Genomic DNA, 19905 nt, shown 5'->3' on the forward strand with positions numbered 1-19905 from the left:
CCACTTCCTCGACCACCTACATAAAACAATGAAACGACTTTTAGCACTGCTGTGGCTCGCCACGCTGTCAGTACACGCCGAAGAGCCGGGCAGCCAGTATCAACAGGCCGCCGAGGCCGGAGACGCGCGCGCGCAGTATTATCTGGCCGATACCTGGTTTAGCTCAGGCGATTTGAGTAAAGCCGAATTCTGGGCGCAGAAATCCGCCGACGCCGGCGATGCCGACGCCTGCGCGCTGCTGGCGCAGATCAAAATCACTAATCCGGTTAGCCTGGATTATCCGGCGGCCAGGGCGCTGGCGGAGAAAGCTACCCACGCAGGTAGCAAAGCCGGTGAGGTCATCCTGGCGCGAATTTTAATTAACAGCCAGGCGGGCAAGACCGACTACCCGCGCGCCATCAACCTGCTACAGCAGGCATCGATGAATACTGAAAACGACTTTGCGGTCGATGCGCAGATGCTGCTGGGGCTGCTTTACGCCAACGGCGTAGGCGTGAAAGAAGACGATGAAAAAGCCACCGACTACTTCAAAAATAGCTCGGCGCTGTCACGTACCGGCTATGCCGAATACTGGGCAGGCATGATGTTCCAGAGCGGTGAGAAAGGGTTTATCACGCCCAATAAACAAAAGGCGCTACAGTGGCTGAATCTGAGCTGTACGGAAGGGTTTGATACCGGCTGCGAGGAGTTTGATAAGTTAAGCTCTGAGTAGGCCGGATAAGGTCTCGCCGCCATCCGGCAATGTACGCAGGCTTGCCTGATGGCGCTACGCTTATCAGTCCTACAAAACCACAAAAATAACAACGCCGGGCATGCCCGGCGTTGTTGTTTCTTTTCTATTATTGATCGGCAGTTTTATCAAACTTGCCCAGCATCTCGCGCTCGTAGGCCAGCGCTTTTTTGCGGTCAAATTTGTGTTCCCACTTGGCAATCACCAGCACCGCCAGCGCATTACCGACCACGTTCAGCGCGGTACGCGCCATGTCGAGAATACGGTCAACGCCAGCAATAAAGGCCAGGCCTTCCAGCGGAATGCCTACGCTGCCCAGCGTAGCCAGCAGCACTACGAAGGAGACGCCCGGTACGCCGGCAATCCCTTTTGAGGTCACCATCAGCGTCAGAACCAGTACGATTTCCTGCCAGATGGACAGGTCGATACCGTACAGCTGGGCAATAAAGATAGCCGCGATGCTCTGGTACAGCGTAGAGCCATCGAGGTTAAAGGAGTAACCGGTCGGCACCACGAAGCTGGTGATTGACGCCGGCGCGCCGTACGCTTCCATCTTCTCAATAATACGCGGCAGCACGCTCTCGGAGCTGGCCGTAGAGTAAGCCAGAATCAGCTCGTCCTTCAGGATGCGAATCAGGATCCAGATTTTAAGCCCGCAAATGCGCGCCACAATACCCAGAACCACCAGCGCAAAGAACAGAATCGCAAAGTGCACCAGCAGCACCAGCTTGGCCAGCGGCCACAGCGAGGCGAAGCCAAAGTTAGCGACCGTGACGGCAATCAGCGCGAACACGCCGACCGGCGCGTAGCGCATAACCATATAGGTCACTTTAAACATGGTTTCGGAAATTGAACGGAATACCGTCACCAGCGGCTCACGGTGCGTCGCGGGCAGCGAAGAAAGGCCCAGGCCAAACAGCACCGAGAAGAAGATGATCGGCAGCATATCGCCTTTCGCCATGGAGGCGATGATATTGGTCGGCACCAGCGACAGAATCGTGCCCATCAGGCCATGCGCGTGGCTCTGCACTTCTGCCGTTGTGCTCTGGTATTTCGAAATATCCACCGTCGCCAGCTGCGACATATCAATACCGGCACCCGGCTGGAACACGTTGGCCATGGTGATACCGATAATGATCGCAATCGTCGTGATCACTTCGAAATAGATGATGGTTTTGGCGCCAATTCGCCCCAACTGTTTTGCATCGCCAACGCCGGCTATTCCGACAATCAGCGTCGAAATAACAATCGGCACCACAATCATTTTAATCAGATGGATGAAAATATCGCCAGCCGGGGACAGCAGATTCATAACCAGCCAGTCACGGCTATCGCTATGATAATGCAGATAACTACCCAGAATAATACCCAGCACGAGGGCGATGAGAATTTGCCAGGCTAAGCTGACACGTGTTTTCTTCATAACGGCAAACTTCCTCAATGAAAAACACCATGCCATACAGGAATGGTATTCACTTGAAAGGGGGTGATTTGTGTTGCGTTTACTTTTAGAGGTTTTTAACGCGCAGTATCAGTATCATCTGTACGGTGTCTCGCGCAACCCTTTCAGAACAGGGCTTTTCACTGACAAAAATCATATTACTGCTAATTTCCACCAGTAATTATTTATAAGTTTTTGTTATAAAAACAAAATTTTTCCTCCATTTTCTATAAATCCCCTTCCGTAATTATTTTCGTTCAAAGATTCAAGTGAACGTTATTTGAACAATTCCAATAATGCGTGATCTGCCGCGCAAATAGTAAACAAAGCGACACGTACCTCTGTTATTAACTTTTATGAGACATATTATTAACATCTTACAAGGAGAAAAAAAGCATGAGCCAAATTCATAAACACCCTATTCCTGCAAATATTGCAGACCGCTGCCTGATAAACCCGGAGCAATACCTGGCCAAATACCACCAGTCAGTCACCAACCCGGACGCGTTCTGGAGTGAAGAGGGAAAGATCCTCGACTGGATTCGGCCGTATACGAAAGTTAAAAACACCTCCTTTGCTCCCGGCAATGTCTCCATCAAATGGTACGAAGACGGTACGCTGAACCTGGCGGCTAACTGTCTCGACCGCCACCTGGCAACCCGCGGCGACCAGACCGCCATCATCTGGGAAGGCGACGATGCCAGCCAAAGTAAACACATTAGCTATCGCGAACTGCACCGCGATGTTTGCCGCTTCGCCAATACACTGCTCTCTCTGGGCGTGAAAAAAGGCGACGTGGTGGCTATCTATATGCCGATGGTGCCGGAAGCGGCGGTGGCCATGCTGGCCTGCGCCCGCATTGGTGCCATCCACTCGGTGATCTTCGGCGGCTTCTCGCCGGAGGCGGTGGCCGGTCGCATTATTGATTCCAGCGCCCGCCTGGTCATTACCTCTGATGAAGGCGTGCGTGCCGGACGTAATGTGCCGCTGAAAAAGAACGTCGATGACGCGCTGAAAAACCCGAACGTCAAAACTATCGAAAACGTGGTGGTGCTCAAGCGCACCGGCGGCAACATCGATTGGTACGAAGGCCGCGACCTGTGGTGGCATGACCTGCTGGAAAACGCCAGCGACCAGCACCAGCCGGAAGAGATGAACGCCGAAGACCCGCTGTTTATCCTTTATACCTCGGGCTCCACCGGCAAGCCGAAAGGCGTGCTGCACACCACCGGCGGCTATCTGGTGTACGCCGCAACCACCTTTAAATATGTCTTCGACTACCATCAGGGCGACATCTACTGGTGTACCGCCGACGTGGGCTGGGTTACCGGCCACAGCTATCTGTTGTACGGACCGCTGGCCTGCGGCGCCACGACGCTAATGTTTGAAGGCGTGCCTAACTGGCCAACCCCGGCGCGCATGTGCCAGGTGGTTGATAAACATAAAGTGAATATTCTCTATACCGCACCAACCGCCATCCGCGCGCTGATGGCCGAGGGCGATAAAGCGACGACGGGCACCGATCGTTCATCGCTGCGCATCCTGGGTTCCGTAGGTGAGCCAATTAACCCGGAAGCCTGGGAATGGTACTGGAAGCAGATCGGTAACGAGAAGTGCCCGGTGATGGACACCTGGTGGCAGACCGAAACCGGCGGCTTCATGATTACGCCGCTGCCGGGCGCTATCGAGCTGAAAGCGGGATCCGCCAGCCGTCCGTTCTTCGGCGTACAACCCGCGCTGGTGGATAACGAAGGCCATCCGCAGGAAGGGGCGACCGAAGGCAACCTGGTTATCACCGACTCCTGGCCGGGCCAGGCGCGTACCCTGTTTGGCGACCACGAGCGCTTTGAGCAAACCTACTTCTCCACCTTCAAAAACATGTACTTCAGCGGCGACGGCGCGCGTCGTGATGAAGATGGCTACTACTGGATCACCGGCCGCGTCGATGACGTGCTGAACGTCTCCGGCCACCGCCTTGGGACTGCAGAAATTGAATCAGCGCTGGTATCGCATCCGAAGATTGCCGAAGCGGCCGTCGTCGGCATTCCGCACAGCATTAAAGGCCAGGCCATCTACGCCTACGTCACGCTGAACCACGGCGAAGAGCCGACGCCAGCGCTGTACGCCGAGGTACGCAACTGGGTGCGTAAAGAGATTGGCCCGCTGGCAACACCGGACGTGCTGCACTGGACCGACTCGCTGCCCAAAACCCGTTCTGGCAAAATCATGCGCCGCATTCTGCGCAAGATCGCTGCGGGCGACACCAGCAACCTCGGCGATACCTCAACGCTCGCCGATCCTGGCGTGGTGGATAAACTGCTGGAAGAGAAGCAGGCCATCACGATGCCGTCATAACGACAGTTTGCCAGGTGGCACTGTGCTCACCGGGCCTACGCGAATTGTAGGCCGGATAAGACGCCAGTCGCCATCCGGCAACAGACAGCTCTAAAACAACAACAACCTGTACCTCTGGAGACTCTGTGATGAATGATCAAATTTGTCAGCAGATAGAAGATAGTGCGCATTTCAGGGAGCTCGTCGAAAAACGGCAACGGTTTGCCACCTTCTTATCGCTGATTATGTTAGTCGTGTACGTCGGCTTTATTTTACTCATCGCTTTTGCCCCTGGCTGGCTTGGCACGCCGCTCCATCCGGGCACCAGCGTCACGCGCGGTATCCCGATTGGGATCGGTATTATCGTCATTTCCTTCCTGTTGACCGGCGTCTATGTCTGGCGGGCTAACAACGAATTCGATCGCCTGAACAAGGCCGTACTGCGTGAGGTAAAAGCATCATGAAGAAAGTCCTGACGGCGCTTGCCGCCACACTTCCTTTCGCAGCCAACGCGGCCGATGCGATTAGCGGGCACGTTGAGCGTCAGCCGACCAACTGGCAGGCGATTATCATGTTCCTGATTTTCGTTATGCTGACGCTGTATATCACCTACTGGGCCTCGAAGCGCGTACGTTCACGCAGCGATTACTACACCGCTGGCGGCAACATTACAGGGTTCCAGAACGGGCTGGCGATCGCCGGTGACTTTATGTCAGCGGCGTCATTCCTCGGTATTTCCGCGCTGGTATACACCTCCGGCTACGATGGGCTGATTTACTCGCTCGGCTTCCTCGTTGGCTGGCCGATTATTCTGTTCCTGATTGCCGAACGTCTGCGTAATCTCGGTCGCTACACCTTCGCCGACGTCGCCTCTTACCGACTGAAGCAGGGGCCAATCCGTATGCTTTCCGCCTGCGGTTCACTGGTGGTCGTGGCGCTGTACCTGATTGCCCAGATGGTGGGCGCGGGCAAGCTTATCGAACTGCTGTTCGGCCTTAACTACCACGTCGCCGTGGTGCTGGTGGGCGTGCTGATGGTGATGTACGTGCTGTTCGGCGGCATGCTCGCCACCACGTGGGTACAGATCATCAAAGCGGTACTGCTGCTGTTCGGCGCCAGCTTCATGGCCTTTATGGTGATGAAACACGTCGGCTTCAGCTTCAATAATCTGTTCACTGAAGCCATGGCGGTGCACCCGAAAGGCGCAGCCATCATGAGCCCAGGCGGGCTGGTGAAAGACCCGATATCGGCGCTGTCGTTGGGTCTCGGCCTGATGTTTGGTACCGCTGGTCTGCCGCACATCCTGATGCGTTTCTTCACCGTCAGCGACGCCAGCGAAGCGCGTAAGAGCGTGTTCTATGCCACCGGTTTTATGGGTTACTTCTACATTCTGACCTTTATCATCGGCTTTGGCGCGATCATGCTGGTAGGGGCGAATCCGGCGTTTAAAGATGCCGCGGGCGCGCTGATTGGCGGCAACAACATGGCGGCGGTTCACCTGGCCGATGCCGTAGGCGGTAACCTGTTCCTGGGCTTCATCTCTGCGGTCGCCTTTGCCACCATTCTGGCGGTGGTTGCTGGCCTGACGCTGGCGGGCGCTTCGGCGGTGTCTCACGACCTGTACGCTAACGTCTTTAAGAAAGGCGCGACCGAACGTGAAGAGCTGAAGGTTTCTAAAATCACCGTACTGGTGCTGGGCGTGGTGGCGATTCTGCTGGGTATTCTGTTCGAGAATCAGAACATCGCGTTCATGGTAGGCCTGGCGTTCTCCATCGCGGCAAGCTGCAACTTCCCGATCATTCTGCTCTCCATGTACTGGTCGAAGCTGACCACCCGTGGCGCGATGATTGGCGGCTGGCTGGGCCTGCTGACGGCGGTGGTGCTGATGATCCTCGGCCCAACCATTTGGGTGACGATCCTCGGTCACGAGAAGGCTATCTTCCCGTATGAATACCCGGCGCTGTTCTCGATTGCCATCGCCTTTATCGGGATCTGGTTCTTCTCTGCTACCGATAACTCCGCCGAAGGTAATCTTGAACGCGAGCAGTTCCGCGCGCAGTTCATTCGTTCGCAGACCGGTCTGGGCATCGACCAGGGCCGTGCACATTAATGTTATCCTCCCCGGCCTTCCAGGCCGGGGATCACAGTTTTATCCCCCGCAGATGAAGCCCGTCACGTTTATTCACCGGGAATACGTATCCCACTTCACAATGATTATTTCCAGGTTGTGAAGCGCCTTCCACTCCAGAATTTTTCTCCGCTTTTTTTATTATTCTGCTCCCCTTACCCACTCGCTGACGAAAAATTATTTCTATGCTCCTCTGACTAATATTATTAGCTAATAACAAAAATAGCCTTTTATTAATTCATTGTATTTATCCTACAGGAGCAATAATTCATGAAACGTTTATTCTGCGTCAGCCTGCTCTGCGCGAGCGGCCTGCTAACGGCTGCCTCCAGCTTCGCTCAGCAGGATGTCACCCTCAGAATGTCATGGTGGGGAGGGAAATCACGCCACGAAGTGATGCTCAAAGCGTTGGAAGACTTTGAAGCTCGTCATCCGGGGATCAAAGTGCACGCCGAGTATATGGGCTGGGACGGCTATCTTGAGCGCATGACCACGCAGATATCCGGTGGCCAGGAGCCGGATGTGATGCAAATTAACTGGCCCTGGTTCCCCATTTTTTCCCGCGCCGGCGATGGGTTTTACGATATCAACAAACTGGGTGATGTATTCGACCTCAGCCAGTATCCGGCGAAAGAATTAAAATCCACGACCATTAATGGCAAGCTAAATGCGATTCCCATTTCGCTGAACGTGCCCGGGTTTTATTACAATACGGAAACCTGGAAAAAGGCCCAGCTCACCTACCCGCAAAGCTGGGACGACCTGTTTGCCGCTGGCAAAATATTTAAAACGCGGCTCGGCGATGAGTATTACCCGCTTATTTTTAACGATCAGGATACCTTCCTGATGGTGAACTGTTATATGTCGCAAAAGTACAATACGCCAATGTTTACCGCCGATGGTAACCACTTCGCCTGGAGCAAAGCGCAGTGGCATGAAGCCTTCAATTTTATTCAGCGTCTGGTCAACGATCACGTGATGCCCGGCCCGAAATACCTCGCCTCGTTCGGTAAATTCGATTTTATCGACAGCAAATACTGGCAGGACGGCAAATGGGCGGGCACCTACACCTGAAACGTGGTGATTCAGTACTATGCGCCAAAGCTGACGCCGCCGGCGAAGCTGGTGCTGGGTGACTATGTCATGTACCCCGGAGCCACTAACGCCAGCGCCTATTTTAAAGTGTCGTTGACCTATGCCATCAGCAAGGTAACGAAGCATCCGAAGGAGGCGGCAAAGCTATTGAATTTCTTGCTCAACGATCCGCAGGCCATTGCAGCCATCAGGCTGGAGAACGGCATTCCGTTGAGCAGCATTGCGATCAAAACGCTCACCGACAACGGCACGCTGACCAATGACAATCCGTCGGTCGCCGGATTTAACGCCGCACAGAGGTTAACGTCTGAATCAACGGCCACGTCGTGGATGGAGGATCAGAAAATGCAGTCCTTTTTCAAGGAGGCGCGACAGAATATGGACTACGGGCGGATGACGCCGGAACAGGCGGCAGATGACTTTGTGGCAAAGGCTGAGCGGTTGATGAAGCGGTCTGCAGCGCGTCATTAGCGGCGGTGATTGCCCCTCTCCCCACAGGGGAGAGGGTTGATGCCGCAGTCCGCGTCATTCGCTGCCTTACGGCAACATCAGCAGCAGCGTTTTAATCTCAAACGGCGTAAACATCAGCGTCACGCTTCCCTCTACGACCGCGATCTCCCCTTCCACCTCCTCCATCAGGTTGGCAAGGTAGCAGCACGTCACGCCCTCCGGTAACCGGAGCGTTGCCGCCGCCTGCACGCCGTCAAACTCATAGGCACGCAGCACCAGCGCGCGGACGTTTTCCGCTTTTTTGACCGTCTCCAGGCACACATGCGGCGAGTCGCAGGCCACAAACGATGCGCCCTCTTCGGCCTCCTGCGGCCGCGCAGCACCCTGATACACCCGCAGCGGGTTGTTGAATAAATACGCCTCGCGGTTTACTGCACCCACCACTTCATCGCCGCAGTGTGGGAACAGCGCATAGGAAAAACGATGCTCGCCGGCATCGGCGTTGACGCCCGGGTAGCGCTGCGAGCGCAGCAGATTGAGATCCAGCACGCCGTCTTTGGCGTAGTGCCCGTATTTACTGTCGTTCAGCAGCGCCACGCCGTAATCCGGCTGCGAGTAGTCAATCCACTTATGGGCACAAATCTCAAACTGCGCTGCGTCATAAACGTTATTGACCCTGGCGCTGCGGCGAATTTTGCCAAACTGAATGTCACAGCTTACCCGTTCGCTCAGCACGTTCACCGCAAAGGCGGTACGCAGCATTTTCTCGCGTTCATGCCAGCCCACGACGGTTTCAAAGGTCAGCCGTTTGCTGCCGGGTTGCAGGCTGATTTTCTGCGTCAGCGTCGAGCGACCATAGCGATAGTACTGCTCAACAACGGCGGCTGCGCCTTCGCGTCGGGCCGAAGTCGCGATCATCTCAAAGCACGCCGGTTCACGCTGACGGTAGGTAATGTCGATATCCCAGCAGTCGCCGCAGATGTCGTCATACACCGCCAGCCGGTTGCCGACGGTGCCAGGTTGCAGCAGCGAGCGGCCGGCCTGCTTGTCCACCAGCGCCACGATATGCCCCTGCGCATTAAACTCAACACACAGCAGATCGTTTTCCAGCCGCTGCGGCTGCGCCACCGCCTGCGGAAGCGCCGCAGGCACGGTGGGTTCAACGATCCGATAACCAAATGCCGGTACCGCCACGCGTGCGGGCTGGCCCGCCAGCATCAGCCACTCTTCGCGATCGAAACCGCTCAGATTATGAATGACGAAAGCATCGGGCCGCTCGCCTGCGCGCGCAAGGCCATCGCCGATGAATTGTTCCACCTGCGCCAGCAGCGCCTCATAGCGGGCGACAGATTCGTCGTACACGCGCTTGATGGATGAGCCCGGCAGAATATCGTGGAACTGGTACAACAGCGCTTCTTGCCAGATAGCCTCAAGCTGCGCCGTTGGGTACGCCGTTTCATCGTGCAGCCAGCGGCGGCTGGCGACAAACTCCAGCTCGCGCAGCGCATTTTCCAGCTTACGGTTAAACCACTTATTGCGCGCCTGCGTTGTCAGCGTGCCCTGATGCTTCTCCAGATACAGCTCGCCGTGGTAATGCGGATAGCGCTCGCAGCGCTGGGCAATATGCTGGAAGAAGTCGATCGCGTAGCCCTGCTTCACCGGCGCGATACCGCTGAGGTTTTTGATTCGCCGCAGCCGCGCCAGATGCTCTTCGCCAGGGCCCCCGCCGCCGTCGCCAATGCCAAACAGCATCAGCGCCTGGTCGCAGACGGCCGCTTCACGGTAGGCCGTTTCAATACGCCGAATGCTACGCGGCGCGGCTGGGCCGTTGTAGGTCTCTTCCGGCAGCATATGCGCCAGCACGCTGCTGCCGTCAATTCCGTGCCAGATGAACGTATGGTGGGGAAAGGCGTTATGCTCATTCCACGACAGCTTCTGCGTCATAAAGTAGTCAACGCCAGACTTGCGCATAATCTGCGGTAGGTTGGCATTGTAGCCAAACACATCGGGCAGCCAGAGCATCCGCGTCGTCTGGCCAAATTCACGCTGAAAGAACTGGCGGCCGTAGAGAAACTGACGCACCAGCGACTCACCGCTGGGCACGTTCGTATCCGCCTCTACCCACATGTCGCCCTGAATCTCAAAACGCCCTTCTCGCACCTGACGCTGCACGCGCGCATACAGCTGCGGGTAGTCCTCCTTCACCCACTGAAACAGCTGCGGCTGGCTGGCGCCAAAATGGTAGTCCGGATCGTCGGCTAGCTGTGCCAACGCCGTCGCGAAGGTGCGCGCGCCCTTGCGTTTGGTTTCCCGGATCGGCCATAGCCAGGCAAGATCGATATGCGCATGGCCGATCCCCACCACGCTGACCGTCGGATCGCCGCCACGCTTATTAAGCTCTACCGCCAGCCCCCGCCGGCAGGCCGCAATCGTTTCATCATCGTAGCGGGACAGACCGTTAAGCGCCTCGCTCAGGCAGGACAACACGCGCTTGAAGCGGGCGCAAGCGCGATCCAGACAGCCCAGCAGATCGGCCAACACCCAGGCATCGTAGTAAAGATCGCGCAAAGCCGCATTGCAGGTGGCAATATGCGCCTGTGCCAGCACGCCGCTGCGCAGCGATCCAAAGAGATCGTTACAGGCCAGATCCAGCCACAGATCGACCTCTCGCCGCCCCTCCAGCGGCAACACCACTTTCCCCGCCTGGCCAAGACTGGGCTCAAAGGTGGAGTCGACGTTGGTCAGCCCCCGCAGCGGCGTGCCGTCGCTCGCCACCACCAGCGCTTCGCCGCCGCAGTCGAACAGCACCACCGCCTCTTCCACCTTCACACCGTCCGGCACCACGCCGCGCACGTTCACCCATGCACAGTCCCACAGCGCTCCCCAGCGTTCTCCGAGGTGAAATTCATGCGGCTCACCCTGTTCACGCCGGGCAAAAGGCACCGGTTCTGGCGTCAAAAATCCATTTACCGTTAATTCACACACCGGCGTATAGATCGCCATTTTTATTTGTTGAATTTGATAATCAATACCACGCAGTAATTTATCATCGAAGCTGAGCATGCAATATTCCTTTATAGGCGAAGGGCGGGCGGAAAGATAAATAAAGCGCAGGTAGTAGATAAGTTATGAATATTGAAATCCGTGACTCGCGACAAAAAAAGAAAAATAAGAAGGTAAATATTTAATACCTATTTATTTAATAAATAATTAATACTCAATATATTTTCATGCTCAACTCCATCCTATTTATCCCTTAAGATTCATCTTGCATAAGATCACATTATTCACCGCAGCAGGTGATAAGCATCACGATTGCTTTATAAAAAAGAATGACGATGATCACTTTAAATTTTTAATCTCTGTGACCAGTACCTCATTTTCATCGTCGATGCGCCATAACGCGGCCTGAGCATGCCGCCGACGCGCGACATTTCAGGTCTCACTTTTTATGCTTAGCTCATTCGGACTCGGTCAGGCTGCGCGCAAAGCGGGCCAGGCGTTGAGGGCTTAACAGCAGCGGCAAAAACAGCGGGCTGCCAGCGGGCGGCGACGTTAGCCAGCGTTCCAGCGTGTCGACATAGTGCAAAAGCTGGTTTTGATGCTGGCGCAGCGTATCGGCAGGCAGCGCGTTATCGCCGTAGCGGTCGCGCCAAAGCAGGTCAACGGTGGCCCCGGCTACCCGGGAGAACATCTGGCTGTAGATTTCCGCATTGCGCCAGGCGGCGTGCAAAATCTCCAGCGAATCGTCAGGGCAGGTTATGCGTGGCAGTAGCTCACGCAGCGTCTGCACCGCGTTGGCAGCAAGGAAGCAGGCGGCTTCCTTTTCAAGGCTAATCATCTGGCGCTGCTCCTGGCCTAATGGCAGATCGTCAGCCGGAATCAGCGGCTGCCAGGCCTGAAGCCAGTTGGCGCTGCGGGTGTCCATATGTAGCACCTGCTGCGCCTGGGAAATACCGTCCGGTACCTGGCTCTGATAATGCAGGCGGCGGCCCAGCAGGTTGGGCGTTTTACACAGCCAGTCGTAGCTGGAAGGAAACAACGCCGCCAGCCGCTGCCGGTCCTGCGGCGTGCGAAAGCGCAGCTGTCGCTGCTCGACCCAGCGGTCGAACACCGACGCCGTCGCGCCGTCCGTGATCTGGTTCGCGGCCATCAGGCCAATCAAATTGATGCTGTTTGCCGAGTCCATGACCCGGCTGTCGGGCATCCACTGCCAGCTCACGCGGGAGGTAATCGCCTCCACTTCGTTGCCGGTGGCGCTGATGGCCCAGCTCAGACGACCGCTGATTTCATCGGCCAGGTAGCACGGTAGCGCCGTCCAGCCGTAGCCAGTGCCGACCAGATCGTATTCGATCCACTTTTTGTGGCCGGGCAGCCCGACGATGTGCGGATGGTTAGCAAAACCAGGATGGTAGTCAATTTCGGTGGCTTTGACGGCGGCACGAACGTCATCCGGCAGCGCGGAGAGCACCGTCGCCAGCTGCTGGCGCGGCCAGCTGTCATCAATAAAGTCGCGCAGCACCAGCTTTTTACCGTGGCTGCGCAGCTGGCTCCAGACGCTGTAAAGCCCCTGCTGCCAGCCCGCGGTCTGGAAGGCTGGCGTCGTCAGGCCAAGCACCACGCCGCTGAGATGCGGTAGCGCCGGAAGAAGCGGGGAAAATATTGCCGCATAAAAATGTGGCCAGAAATCCGGTGAGCTTTTTTCGTCGAACGTTAATTCCGGGAATTTACGCTTGATGATGTCGTCCGTCGGCGCGGCCTCACCCTGAAGCCAGAAGGAGAGATTATTTTCCGCCAGATAACGATCGACGCGTTTTAAATACTGCAACGCGTAATTTTGTTGATGAATAAGGTTCTCGACGTTCAGCTTCTGACTCAACGGCGAGGGCGTAGCCAGAATAGAAAGCAGTTCCTGTTGGTGCAGGATGATACCGGTGAAACCATGCTGTTTCGCACTTTTAACACCCTGAATAAACCAGGGCCAGTTCCAGATAAAAGTGCTATTCAGCTCCATCAGCTGATGTGGAATACGTTTCATCGCCCTCACCCTGCAAATAAATATGTGCTTATCATAATCGAGGATGTCATGAAAAAATATGCGCTGGTCGGTACCGGGGGTCGTGCGGGTCTGTATATTTCCGCCATTGGCGGACAGTGGCGTGAGAATGCGAAAATGGTCGCCTTTTGCGATACCAATCAGACGCGCATGAACTACGCCAACCAACTGTTGCAAAAAGAAGGCGCCGAGCCGGTTTCGACCTGGAAAGCGGCACAGTTTGAAGAGATGATCCGCGAAACGCGTCCGGATATCATCATCGTCACCACCATGGACCGCACCCACGATGATTACATCGTCCGCGCGCTGCATGCGGGCTGCGACGTGATCACCGAAAAGCCGATGACCATCGATGAAAAGCGCGCGCTGCGTATTCTCGACGCGATTGAAGAGACCGGGCATTCCGTCCGCGTAGCGTTCAACTACCGCTACGCGCCACACCATAGCAAAGTGCGCGAACTGCTGATGCAGGGCGTGATTGGCAACGTGACCTCGGTGCACTTCGAGTGGCTGCTCAACACCGAACACGGCGCAGACTACTTCCGCCGTTGGCACCGAGAAAAACGCAACAGCGGCGGCCTGCTGGTGCATAAATCCACCCATCATTTCGACCTGATGAACTTCTGGCTAGCGAGCTACCCTGAGCGCGTTTACGCCGAAGGCAGCCTGCAATTTTACGGCAAAGAGAACGCCGAAAAACGCGGCGTAACCCAGTTCTATCCACGCACCCACGGCTACGCGGAGGCCAAAGATGATCCGTTTGCGCTCAACATGGCGGACAACGCTCAGCTGAAGGCGCTGTACCTCGACGCCGAGCATGAAGATAACTACTTCCGCGATCAGAGCGTGTTCAGCGACGGCATCACCATCGAAGACACCATGTCGGTGCTGGTGAAGTATCAGAACCAGGTGCAGCTCACCTATTCACTGAACGCCTACCTGCCGTGGGAAGGGTTGAACGTGGTCTTCAACGGTACCGAAGGCCGTCTGGAGATGAAAATCGTCGAGAAATCCTACGTTAACGCCGGTGGTAAACGCGAGAACGAAGGCAGCCTGGAACAGTGTGATATCACCGTGTTCCCGATGTTTGCCGAACCGTGGAAAGCCGAGTTCAGCCTGGGCGAAGGCGGCCACGGCGGCGGCGATAACGCCATGCTGGCCGACCTGTTCGGCGAGCCGGGCAATGACCCATTACAGCGCGCAGCCGACCATCGCGCGGGGGCCATGTCCATCCTCACCGGTATTGCGGGCAACATCTCCATGCAGCAGCAGCGCCCGGTGAACTTTAAGGAGTTTGAGCTGGTTTCCCGTCTGGCGAAACGCTAAGCGTTTCATTCCGGCGCGGCCCGTACCGCGCCGGAGCGACCGGTCAGTATTTTGCAGTTACTCACCTGTTTAATAACATGATTTCTGGCTCTGTCCCGGAGACAATAATGAATAAACTCGTTTCAGGTGTTATCGCATCGCTGTTATTTTCCTGTACCGCTACCTGGGCCCAGCAGCCCGTTGAACTGCGTATGTCGTGGTGGGGGGGCAACAGCCGCCACCAGGCCACCCTCAAGGCGCTCGAGGCCTTCGAGAAAAAATACCCCGATATCAAAGTAAAGGCCGAATACACCGGCTGGGACGGCCATCTCTCACGCCTGACCACACAAATCGCAAGCGGCACCGAGCCGGACGTGATGCAGACCAACTGGCCGTGGCTGATTATTTTCTCCAAAAATGGCGAAGGCTATTACGATCTTAACAAACTGAAAGACCAACTCGATTTAAGCCAGTATCAGGCGAAAGATCTGCAGTCCACGACCGTGAAAGGCAAACTTAACGGCCTGCCTATCTCGGTCAACGCGCCGGTCTTTTACTACAACGACGTCTCCTGGAAAAAGGCCGGGCTGGCCTATCCGAAAACCTGGGATGAGCTGTTTGCCGCCGGAAAAGTGTTCCAGCAAAAGCTGGGCGACAACTACTACCCGTATGCCATGGTCGACCAGGACGTTATTTTGCTGTTGAACGCCTACATGATGCAGAAATACCAAAAGCCGATGTTCGATAACGACGGCAAGTTTACCTGGGATGACGCGCAGTGGGCCGAAGCGTTTAGCTTTGTGAAGCGCCTGAGCGACGATCGGGTGGTGCCTTCGCCCAAGAAGCTTTCGTCATACGGCAAAGGCAATCTGTATGAAATGAAGCCATGGATTGCCGGAGAATGGGGCGGCACGTTCACCTGGAATATCTCCATCCGCATGTACATCAATAACCTGACGCCCCCTGCCCATCTGGTGCTGGGGGATTACGTTATGCAGCCTGGCACAACCGAATCCGGCGTCTACTTTAAAACGGCGCAAATGTTCTCAGTGGCCAAATCGACCCGCCATCCAAAAGAGGCCGCCATGCTGGTCAATTTCCTGCTTAATGACCCGCAGTCTATTGCAGCGCTGGGGCTGGAGCGCGGTATTCCGCTCAGCAAAGCAGCAGAAACGTTGCTAACACAACAAGGGGTTATTGACCCGAACGATCCGGTGGTGGCGGGACTACGCCAGGCTCAGGCGCTGCCGACGACGGTTGTCGCCACGCCGTATATTGAAGATTTACAGGTTGTCGATCAGTTCATGTCCGCACGCGAGAAGCTCGATCAGGGCAATCAAACGCCTGCTCAGGTGGCCGCCGATTTCCGCCAGCAGGTGGAGCGTATCGTTCGGCGTTTGAACCGCGGAGCCTGATGGTGCCGCGCTTACCCGGCCTACCACGTCGAATGTAGGCCGGGTAAGCGTACGCGCCACCCGGCAAAATTCACCACCGAGGCCTAGAACATAATCCAGCCAACCAGCGGAGCAACCAACACCATCACCACGCCGGAAAGCATCATCACCAGGCTTGCCACAACCCCTTCCTGCGGGCCAAGCTCATAGGATCGCGCCGTACCGGCGCCGTGCGATGCCGCGCCAAATCCGGCCCCTTTGGCCATTCCTTCGCGAATCGCGAGCCGCAGAAAAAGGACGTCGCCAATCGCCATACCAAATACGCCGGTCACAACGACAAACAGCGCCACCAGCTCCGGCTGGCCACCGAGCGATTTCGCCGCCGCCAGCGCAAACGGCGTGGTGATTGAACGCACCGCCAGGCTGCGCTGAATTTCATCCGACAGCGTAAACAGCCGCGCCAGCCACACGGAACTGGTCACCGCCACCACCGTTGCCGTCACCACCCCGGCGGAAAGCGACATCCAGTGGCGTTTGATAATCGCCAGATTATCGTACACCGGCACCGCAAACGCGATGGTCGCCGGCCCCAGCAGCCACAGCAGCCAGTGCGCCTCGCCCATGTAGTTCTGGTAGGAGATATGACCAAACACCAACATCAGCACCAGCAGTACCGGCGTGAGCACCAGCGGCATCAGCGGCAGCTTACGAAAGCGGCGATACAGGCGCTTATTGGCAAAGTAAAGTACCAGGGTAATCACCAGGCATAACACGCTCAGCTGAAAGTTACTCATGGCGCATCCGCTTCAGTTCGTAGCGATAAACCTTATCGACCACCCACGCGGTCGCCCCTAGCACCATCATCGTGCTCAGCGCGATGACAAGAAAAATACGCCAGCCGTCGACCATCAGCAGCTGAGCGTAATTCACTACCGCCACAACCGCCGGCACGAAAAACAGCAGCATCTCCGCCAGCAGCCAGCGCGACCCGGCACGCACCCACTTCAGCGGCACCACGTGGCAGACAATCAGCGCCAGCAGCAGCATCATACCCACCAGGTTGGCGGGCAGCGGCAGATGCCACCAGCGCACCAGATATTCAGCAAAAACAAACAGTCCTGCGTACAGCACAACCTGTACCGGCACCTGCAGACGGTTTAACACGGAGGGCACAACGCGCCCTAAGGCCTCAGCCATGGAGGGATGTCCAGAAAAAATCACAGGCGCACAGTATAGTGAGGCAACGATGATGACAGAAATGAATTAAACTCATCGGTAGCATAGTTTAGAGGCATAATCATGGACATTAGAACGCTGCGCTACTTTGTCGAAGTCGTTCGCCAGCAGAGCTTTACCCGCGCCGCAGAGAAGCTCTTTGTCACGCAACCGACGATCAGCAAGATGCTCAAAAATCTGGAAGATGAGCTGAACTGTACTCTGCTGATTCGCGATGGGCGCAAACTGCTGATGACCGATACCGGACAAGTGGTGTTCGAGCGCGGGCTGGCGATTCTCGATGAGTTTCGCCAGTTGGAAGCCGAGCTCAGCGACATTAATCATCTTAACAAAGGCGTGCTGCGTCTCGGCATTCCGCCAATGGTCGGCATGCTGATGGCCGGGCCGATTGGTCTGTTTCGTCAGCGCTACCCCGGCGTTGAGCTAAAAATCGCCGAATTCGGCGGCTTAACCGTGCAACAGGCGGTGATGAACGGCGAACTGGACCTGGCCATGACGGCGCTGCCGGTAGAAGAAGAGAGCGCGCTGACCACACGGCTCTTGTTCAGCCACCCACTTTGCGTGCTGGTACCGCGCTCCGGCGACTGGCTGGAGCAAACCTCGGTGTCGCCGCAGCAGCTCGCCGCCCATCCTTTGCTGATCTACAACGAAGATTTCGCCCTGAGCCGCCAGCTGATGCAGCTGTTTGCCCGTCACAACGTGAAGCCGCGTATTGCGGTGCGCAGCGGTCAGTGGGATTTTCTCGCCGCGATGGTGCAGGCGGGCGTCGGCGTGGCGATTCTGCCGGAGCCGATTTGCCGCAGGCTTGATGAGAAAACCCTGCGCTGGCTGCCGCTGGAGAGCGATTTGCGTTGGCAGTTGGGAATGATTTGGCGGGAAGGTGTCTATTTGTCTCACAGCGCCCAGGCGTGGCTGAAGTGCTGTGAGGGGTTTAAGGTGCCGGAGTAGAAGTTCAGGCGCGGTGTGTTCCCTCTCCCTTTTTAAGGGAGAGGGAACACAACGGCGCACGCTTTATCCGTATTACGCGTCTTCTATCAACAGCGCTTCCAGCAGGTCGAGATCGTGCAGCAGCTTCTGTAGCGTCTCATTGCTGATCTGCCTTGTCGCACGCAGGTGGTACAGCTCCCCGCGCTCCGAGCGCAGCGCCGCGAGGCGGAAACGGCGTTCCAGCTGTTCTTCCAGCATCGACGTCTCCACATCATTACGCCCGTCGGCCCGACGGCGCAGATTACCAATGACCCTTGAACTGACTTCAGTAAGCAGCTGGTTATCAATGTTCTCGTTGGCATCCGCCGCCAGACGCTCTTCCATTTTCTGAATAGCGACAATCGCCACATCGGCCGTTGCCGCGCGCGCCAGACGCTCTTCATTACGCTGCTGGACATGATCGGTGGATTCGATATGACGCAGCAGAATCGGCAGCGCCACGACGCCGACAAACAGCGAAAACAGAATGACCCCGGCAGCGAGGAAAATCAGCTCATAGCGCGCCGGGAACACGTCGCCGCTCGGCAGCAGCAGCGGAATAGAGAGAACACCGGCAAGCGTAATCGCCCCGCGCACCCCGGCAACCGAAGAGATCAGCAGTTCGCGCGTGGTCCAGGAGCCGAACTCCAACGGTTTCTTTTTCAGGAAGCGCTGGCTGAGCTTACGCATCGTCCATAGCCAGCCAAAACGCACCAACATCAGCGCCGCGTAGATCAGGATAATGTCGGTAAACAGCATCCACGTTTCCACGTTCGGGTCGGCTTCCGCAGCCACCAGCGAGCTGTGCAGGATGTCCGGCAGCTGCAGACCCAACAGCAGGAATACCATGCCGTTGAACACAAACTCGAGCATCGACCACGTACTGTTGGCGCGCAGGCGCATGGCCAGGGGTGCGGTACGCATTACGCCGGAGCGGGTGATGGTCATCCCGGCGGCGACCGCCGCCAGAATGCCGGAGACGCCGATATGTTCAGCAATCAGGTAAGAAGCAAACGGCAGCAGGAACAGCAGGACAATCTGCGTGGCAGGCTCATCGCCGCCCCAGCGGCTGAGAAAGCGCATTGAGCGGCCGTACAGCCAGCTCACCACGAAGCCCGCCAGGATACCGCCGATCGCCACCTTGAGGAACTCTACCGTGGCCCCGCCAACGGTAAAGACCATGGTGCCCATCGCGACCGCCACGGCAAACTTCAGCGACACCAGGCCAGAAGCGTCGTTCATCAACGCCTCGCCCTGTAGTATGCCCATAATTTTTTTCGGAATACGCCCTTCGCCCACGATGCCGGAAAGCGCCACCGCATCGGTTGGCGACAGCACCGCCGCCAGCGCAAACGCCGGAATCAGCGGAATGCCAGGGACAATCCAGTAGATCAGGAAGCCAATCCCGACCACCGTCACCAGCACTAACGCCAGCGCCAGGCCGAGGATCTCCCTGCCGTGTTCGATAAACTCGCGGGTCGGTGTCTTCCAGCCGTCGGCAAACAGCAACGGCGGGATAAACAGCACCAGAAAAAGCTCAGGATCGAATTCAACGTGCAAACCAAAGGTCGGCCAGGCCAGTAGCGCACCGATGAGGATTTGCATTAAAGGAAGTGGGACCTGGAAGGGCAGTACGCGCGTAACCACCCCGGAGAGCGAAACCACGAGGGTCATGATAAGTATGGTAAAGAATATTTCCATGCGTTCCCTGTTTACAGCGTTGTCTTATTATTCAAAGCATGAAGCGTCGTGCTTCTAATCATACGCGTA

Annotated in this window: 15 protein-coding genes; 9 read left to right on the forward strand and 6 right to left on the reverse strand. The window is 56.5% G+C overall.

The genetic code is table 11. The annotated features are described in order from the left end of the window. Nucleotides 1-28 precede the first annotated feature (28 nt). On the forward strand, nucleotides 29-712 hold the full coding sequence (locus H7R76_RS21840) for a tetratricopeptide repeat protein (protein ID WP_106928506.1): 684 nt from the start codon (nucleotides 29-31) through the stop codon (nucleotides 710-712). 127 nt (nucleotides 713-839) lie between these two features. Here the strand turns inward: H7R76_RS21840 and gltP are convergent, their stop codons facing one another. Beyond that, the gene (gene gltP / locus H7R76_RS21845; protein WP_182966481.1) at nucleotides 840-2153 is read right to left on the reverse strand and encodes a glutamate/aspartate:proton symporter GltP; all 1314 of its coding nucleotides are present in this window, start codon (nucleotides 2151-2153) and stop codon (nucleotides 840-842) included. A gap of 414 nt (nucleotides 2154-2567) precedes the next feature. Between gltP and acs the strand changes: the two genes are divergently transcribed. The 5 genes from acs (at nucleotide 2568) to H7R76_RS24980 (ending at nucleotide 8199) form a co-directional block, all read left to right on the forward strand. Beyond that, entirely contained in the window at nucleotides 2568-4526 is a 1959-nt protein-coding gene (acs, locus tag H7R76_RS21850; RefSeq protein WP_182966483.1) for an acetate--CoA ligase, read from the forward strand. 128 nt (nucleotides 4527-4654) lie between these two features. Beyond that, a complete protein-coding gene (locus H7R76_RS21855; RefSeq protein WP_106928512.1) occupies nucleotides 4655-4969 on the forward strand; it encodes a DUF485 domain-containing protein in 315 nt (104 codons plus the stop codon). Further along, entirely contained in the window at nucleotides 4966-6615 is a 1650-nt protein-coding gene (actP, locus tag H7R76_RS21860; RefSeq protein ID WP_035895955.1) for a cation/acetate symporter ActP, read from the forward strand. Before H7R76_RS21855 ends, actP begins: the two co-directional genes overlap by 4 nt. A 288-nt stretch (nucleotides 6616-6903) precedes the next feature. Then, complete coding sequence (locus H7R76_RS24975) at nucleotides 6904-7707, forward strand: ABC transporter substrate-binding protein (protein WP_227673932.1); 804 nt, start codon at nucleotides 6904-6906, stop codon at nucleotides 7705-7707. Between the two features lie 6 nt (nucleotides 7708-7713). Next, entirely contained in the window at nucleotides 7714-8199 is a 486-nt protein-coding gene (locus H7R76_RS24980; protein ID WP_227673933.1) for a type 2 periplasmic-binding domain-containing protein, read from the forward strand. A 66-nt stretch (nucleotides 8200-8265) separates the two neighbouring features. Here H7R76_RS24980 and H7R76_RS21870 read toward each other — a convergent pair whose 3' ends face one another. Next, nucleotides 8266-11241, reverse strand: coding sequence for an alpha-mannosidase (locus H7R76_RS21870; protein ID WP_182966485.1), 2976 nt, complete (start codon nucleotides 11239-11241; stop codon nucleotides 8266-8268). 397 nt (nucleotides 11242-11638) lie between these two features. Further along, a complete protein-coding gene (locus tag H7R76_RS21875) occupies nucleotides 11639-13216 on the reverse strand; it encodes a hypothetical protein (protein WP_182966487.1) in 1578 nt (525 codons plus the stop codon). A gap of 48 nt (nucleotides 13217-13264) precedes the next feature. Between H7R76_RS21875 and H7R76_RS21880 the strand changes: the two genes are divergently transcribed. Both H7R76_RS21880 and H7R76_RS21885 read left to right on the forward strand, forming a co-directional pair. Beyond that, complete coding sequence (locus tag H7R76_RS21880) at nucleotides 13265-14560, forward strand: Gfo/Idh/MocA family protein (protein ID WP_106928520.1); 1296 nt, start codon at nucleotides 13265-13267, stop codon at nucleotides 14558-14560. Between the two features lie 104 nt (nucleotides 14561-14664). Then, nucleotides 14665-15954: an ABC transporter substrate-binding protein gene (locus H7R76_RS21885; protein WP_374956748.1), complete on the forward strand. Its 1290-nt coding sequence runs from the start codon at nucleotides 14665-14667 to the stop codon at nucleotides 15952-15954. Between the two features lie 83 nt (nucleotides 15955-16037). Here H7R76_RS21885 and H7R76_RS21890 read toward each other — a convergent pair whose 3' ends face one another. Continuing rightward, nucleotides 16038-16727, reverse strand: a complete 690-nt coding sequence (locus tag H7R76_RS21890) for an LrgB family protein (protein ID WP_106928524.1) — start codon at nucleotides 16725-16727, stop codon at nucleotides 16038-16040. Continuing rightward, nucleotides 16720-17130, reverse strand: coding sequence for a CidA/LrgA family protein (locus tag H7R76_RS21895; RefSeq protein WP_106928525.1), 411 nt, complete (start codon nucleotides 17128-17130; stop codon nucleotides 16720-16722). Before H7R76_RS21895 ends, H7R76_RS21890 begins: the two co-directional genes overlap by 8 nt. Nucleotides 17131-17232: 102 nt before the next feature. Here H7R76_RS21895 and H7R76_RS21900 point away from each other — a divergent pair, with 102 nt between their 5' ends. Beyond that, nucleotides 17233-18117, forward strand: coding sequence for a LysR family transcriptional regulator (locus H7R76_RS21900; protein ID WP_106928527.1), 885 nt, complete (start codon nucleotides 17233-17235; stop codon nucleotides 18115-18117). A gap of 72 nt (nucleotides 18118-18189) precedes the next feature. Here H7R76_RS21900 and H7R76_RS21905 read toward each other — a convergent pair whose 3' ends face one another. Beyond that, nucleotides 18190-19836 carry a Na+/H+ antiporter gene (locus tag H7R76_RS21905; protein WP_106928529.1) on the reverse strand — a complete coding sequence of 549 codons (1647 nt, stop codon included), beginning with the start codon at nucleotides 19834-19836 and terminating at the stop codon, nucleotides 18190-18192. Between the last annotated feature and the right edge of the window lie 69 nt (nucleotides 19837-19905).

Source organism: Klebsiella sp. WP8-S18-ESBL-06 (assembly GCF_014169755.1).
GTDB lineage: Bacteria > Pseudomonadota > Gammaproteobacteria > Enterobacterales > Enterobacteriaceae > Kluyvera > Kluyvera ascorbata_B.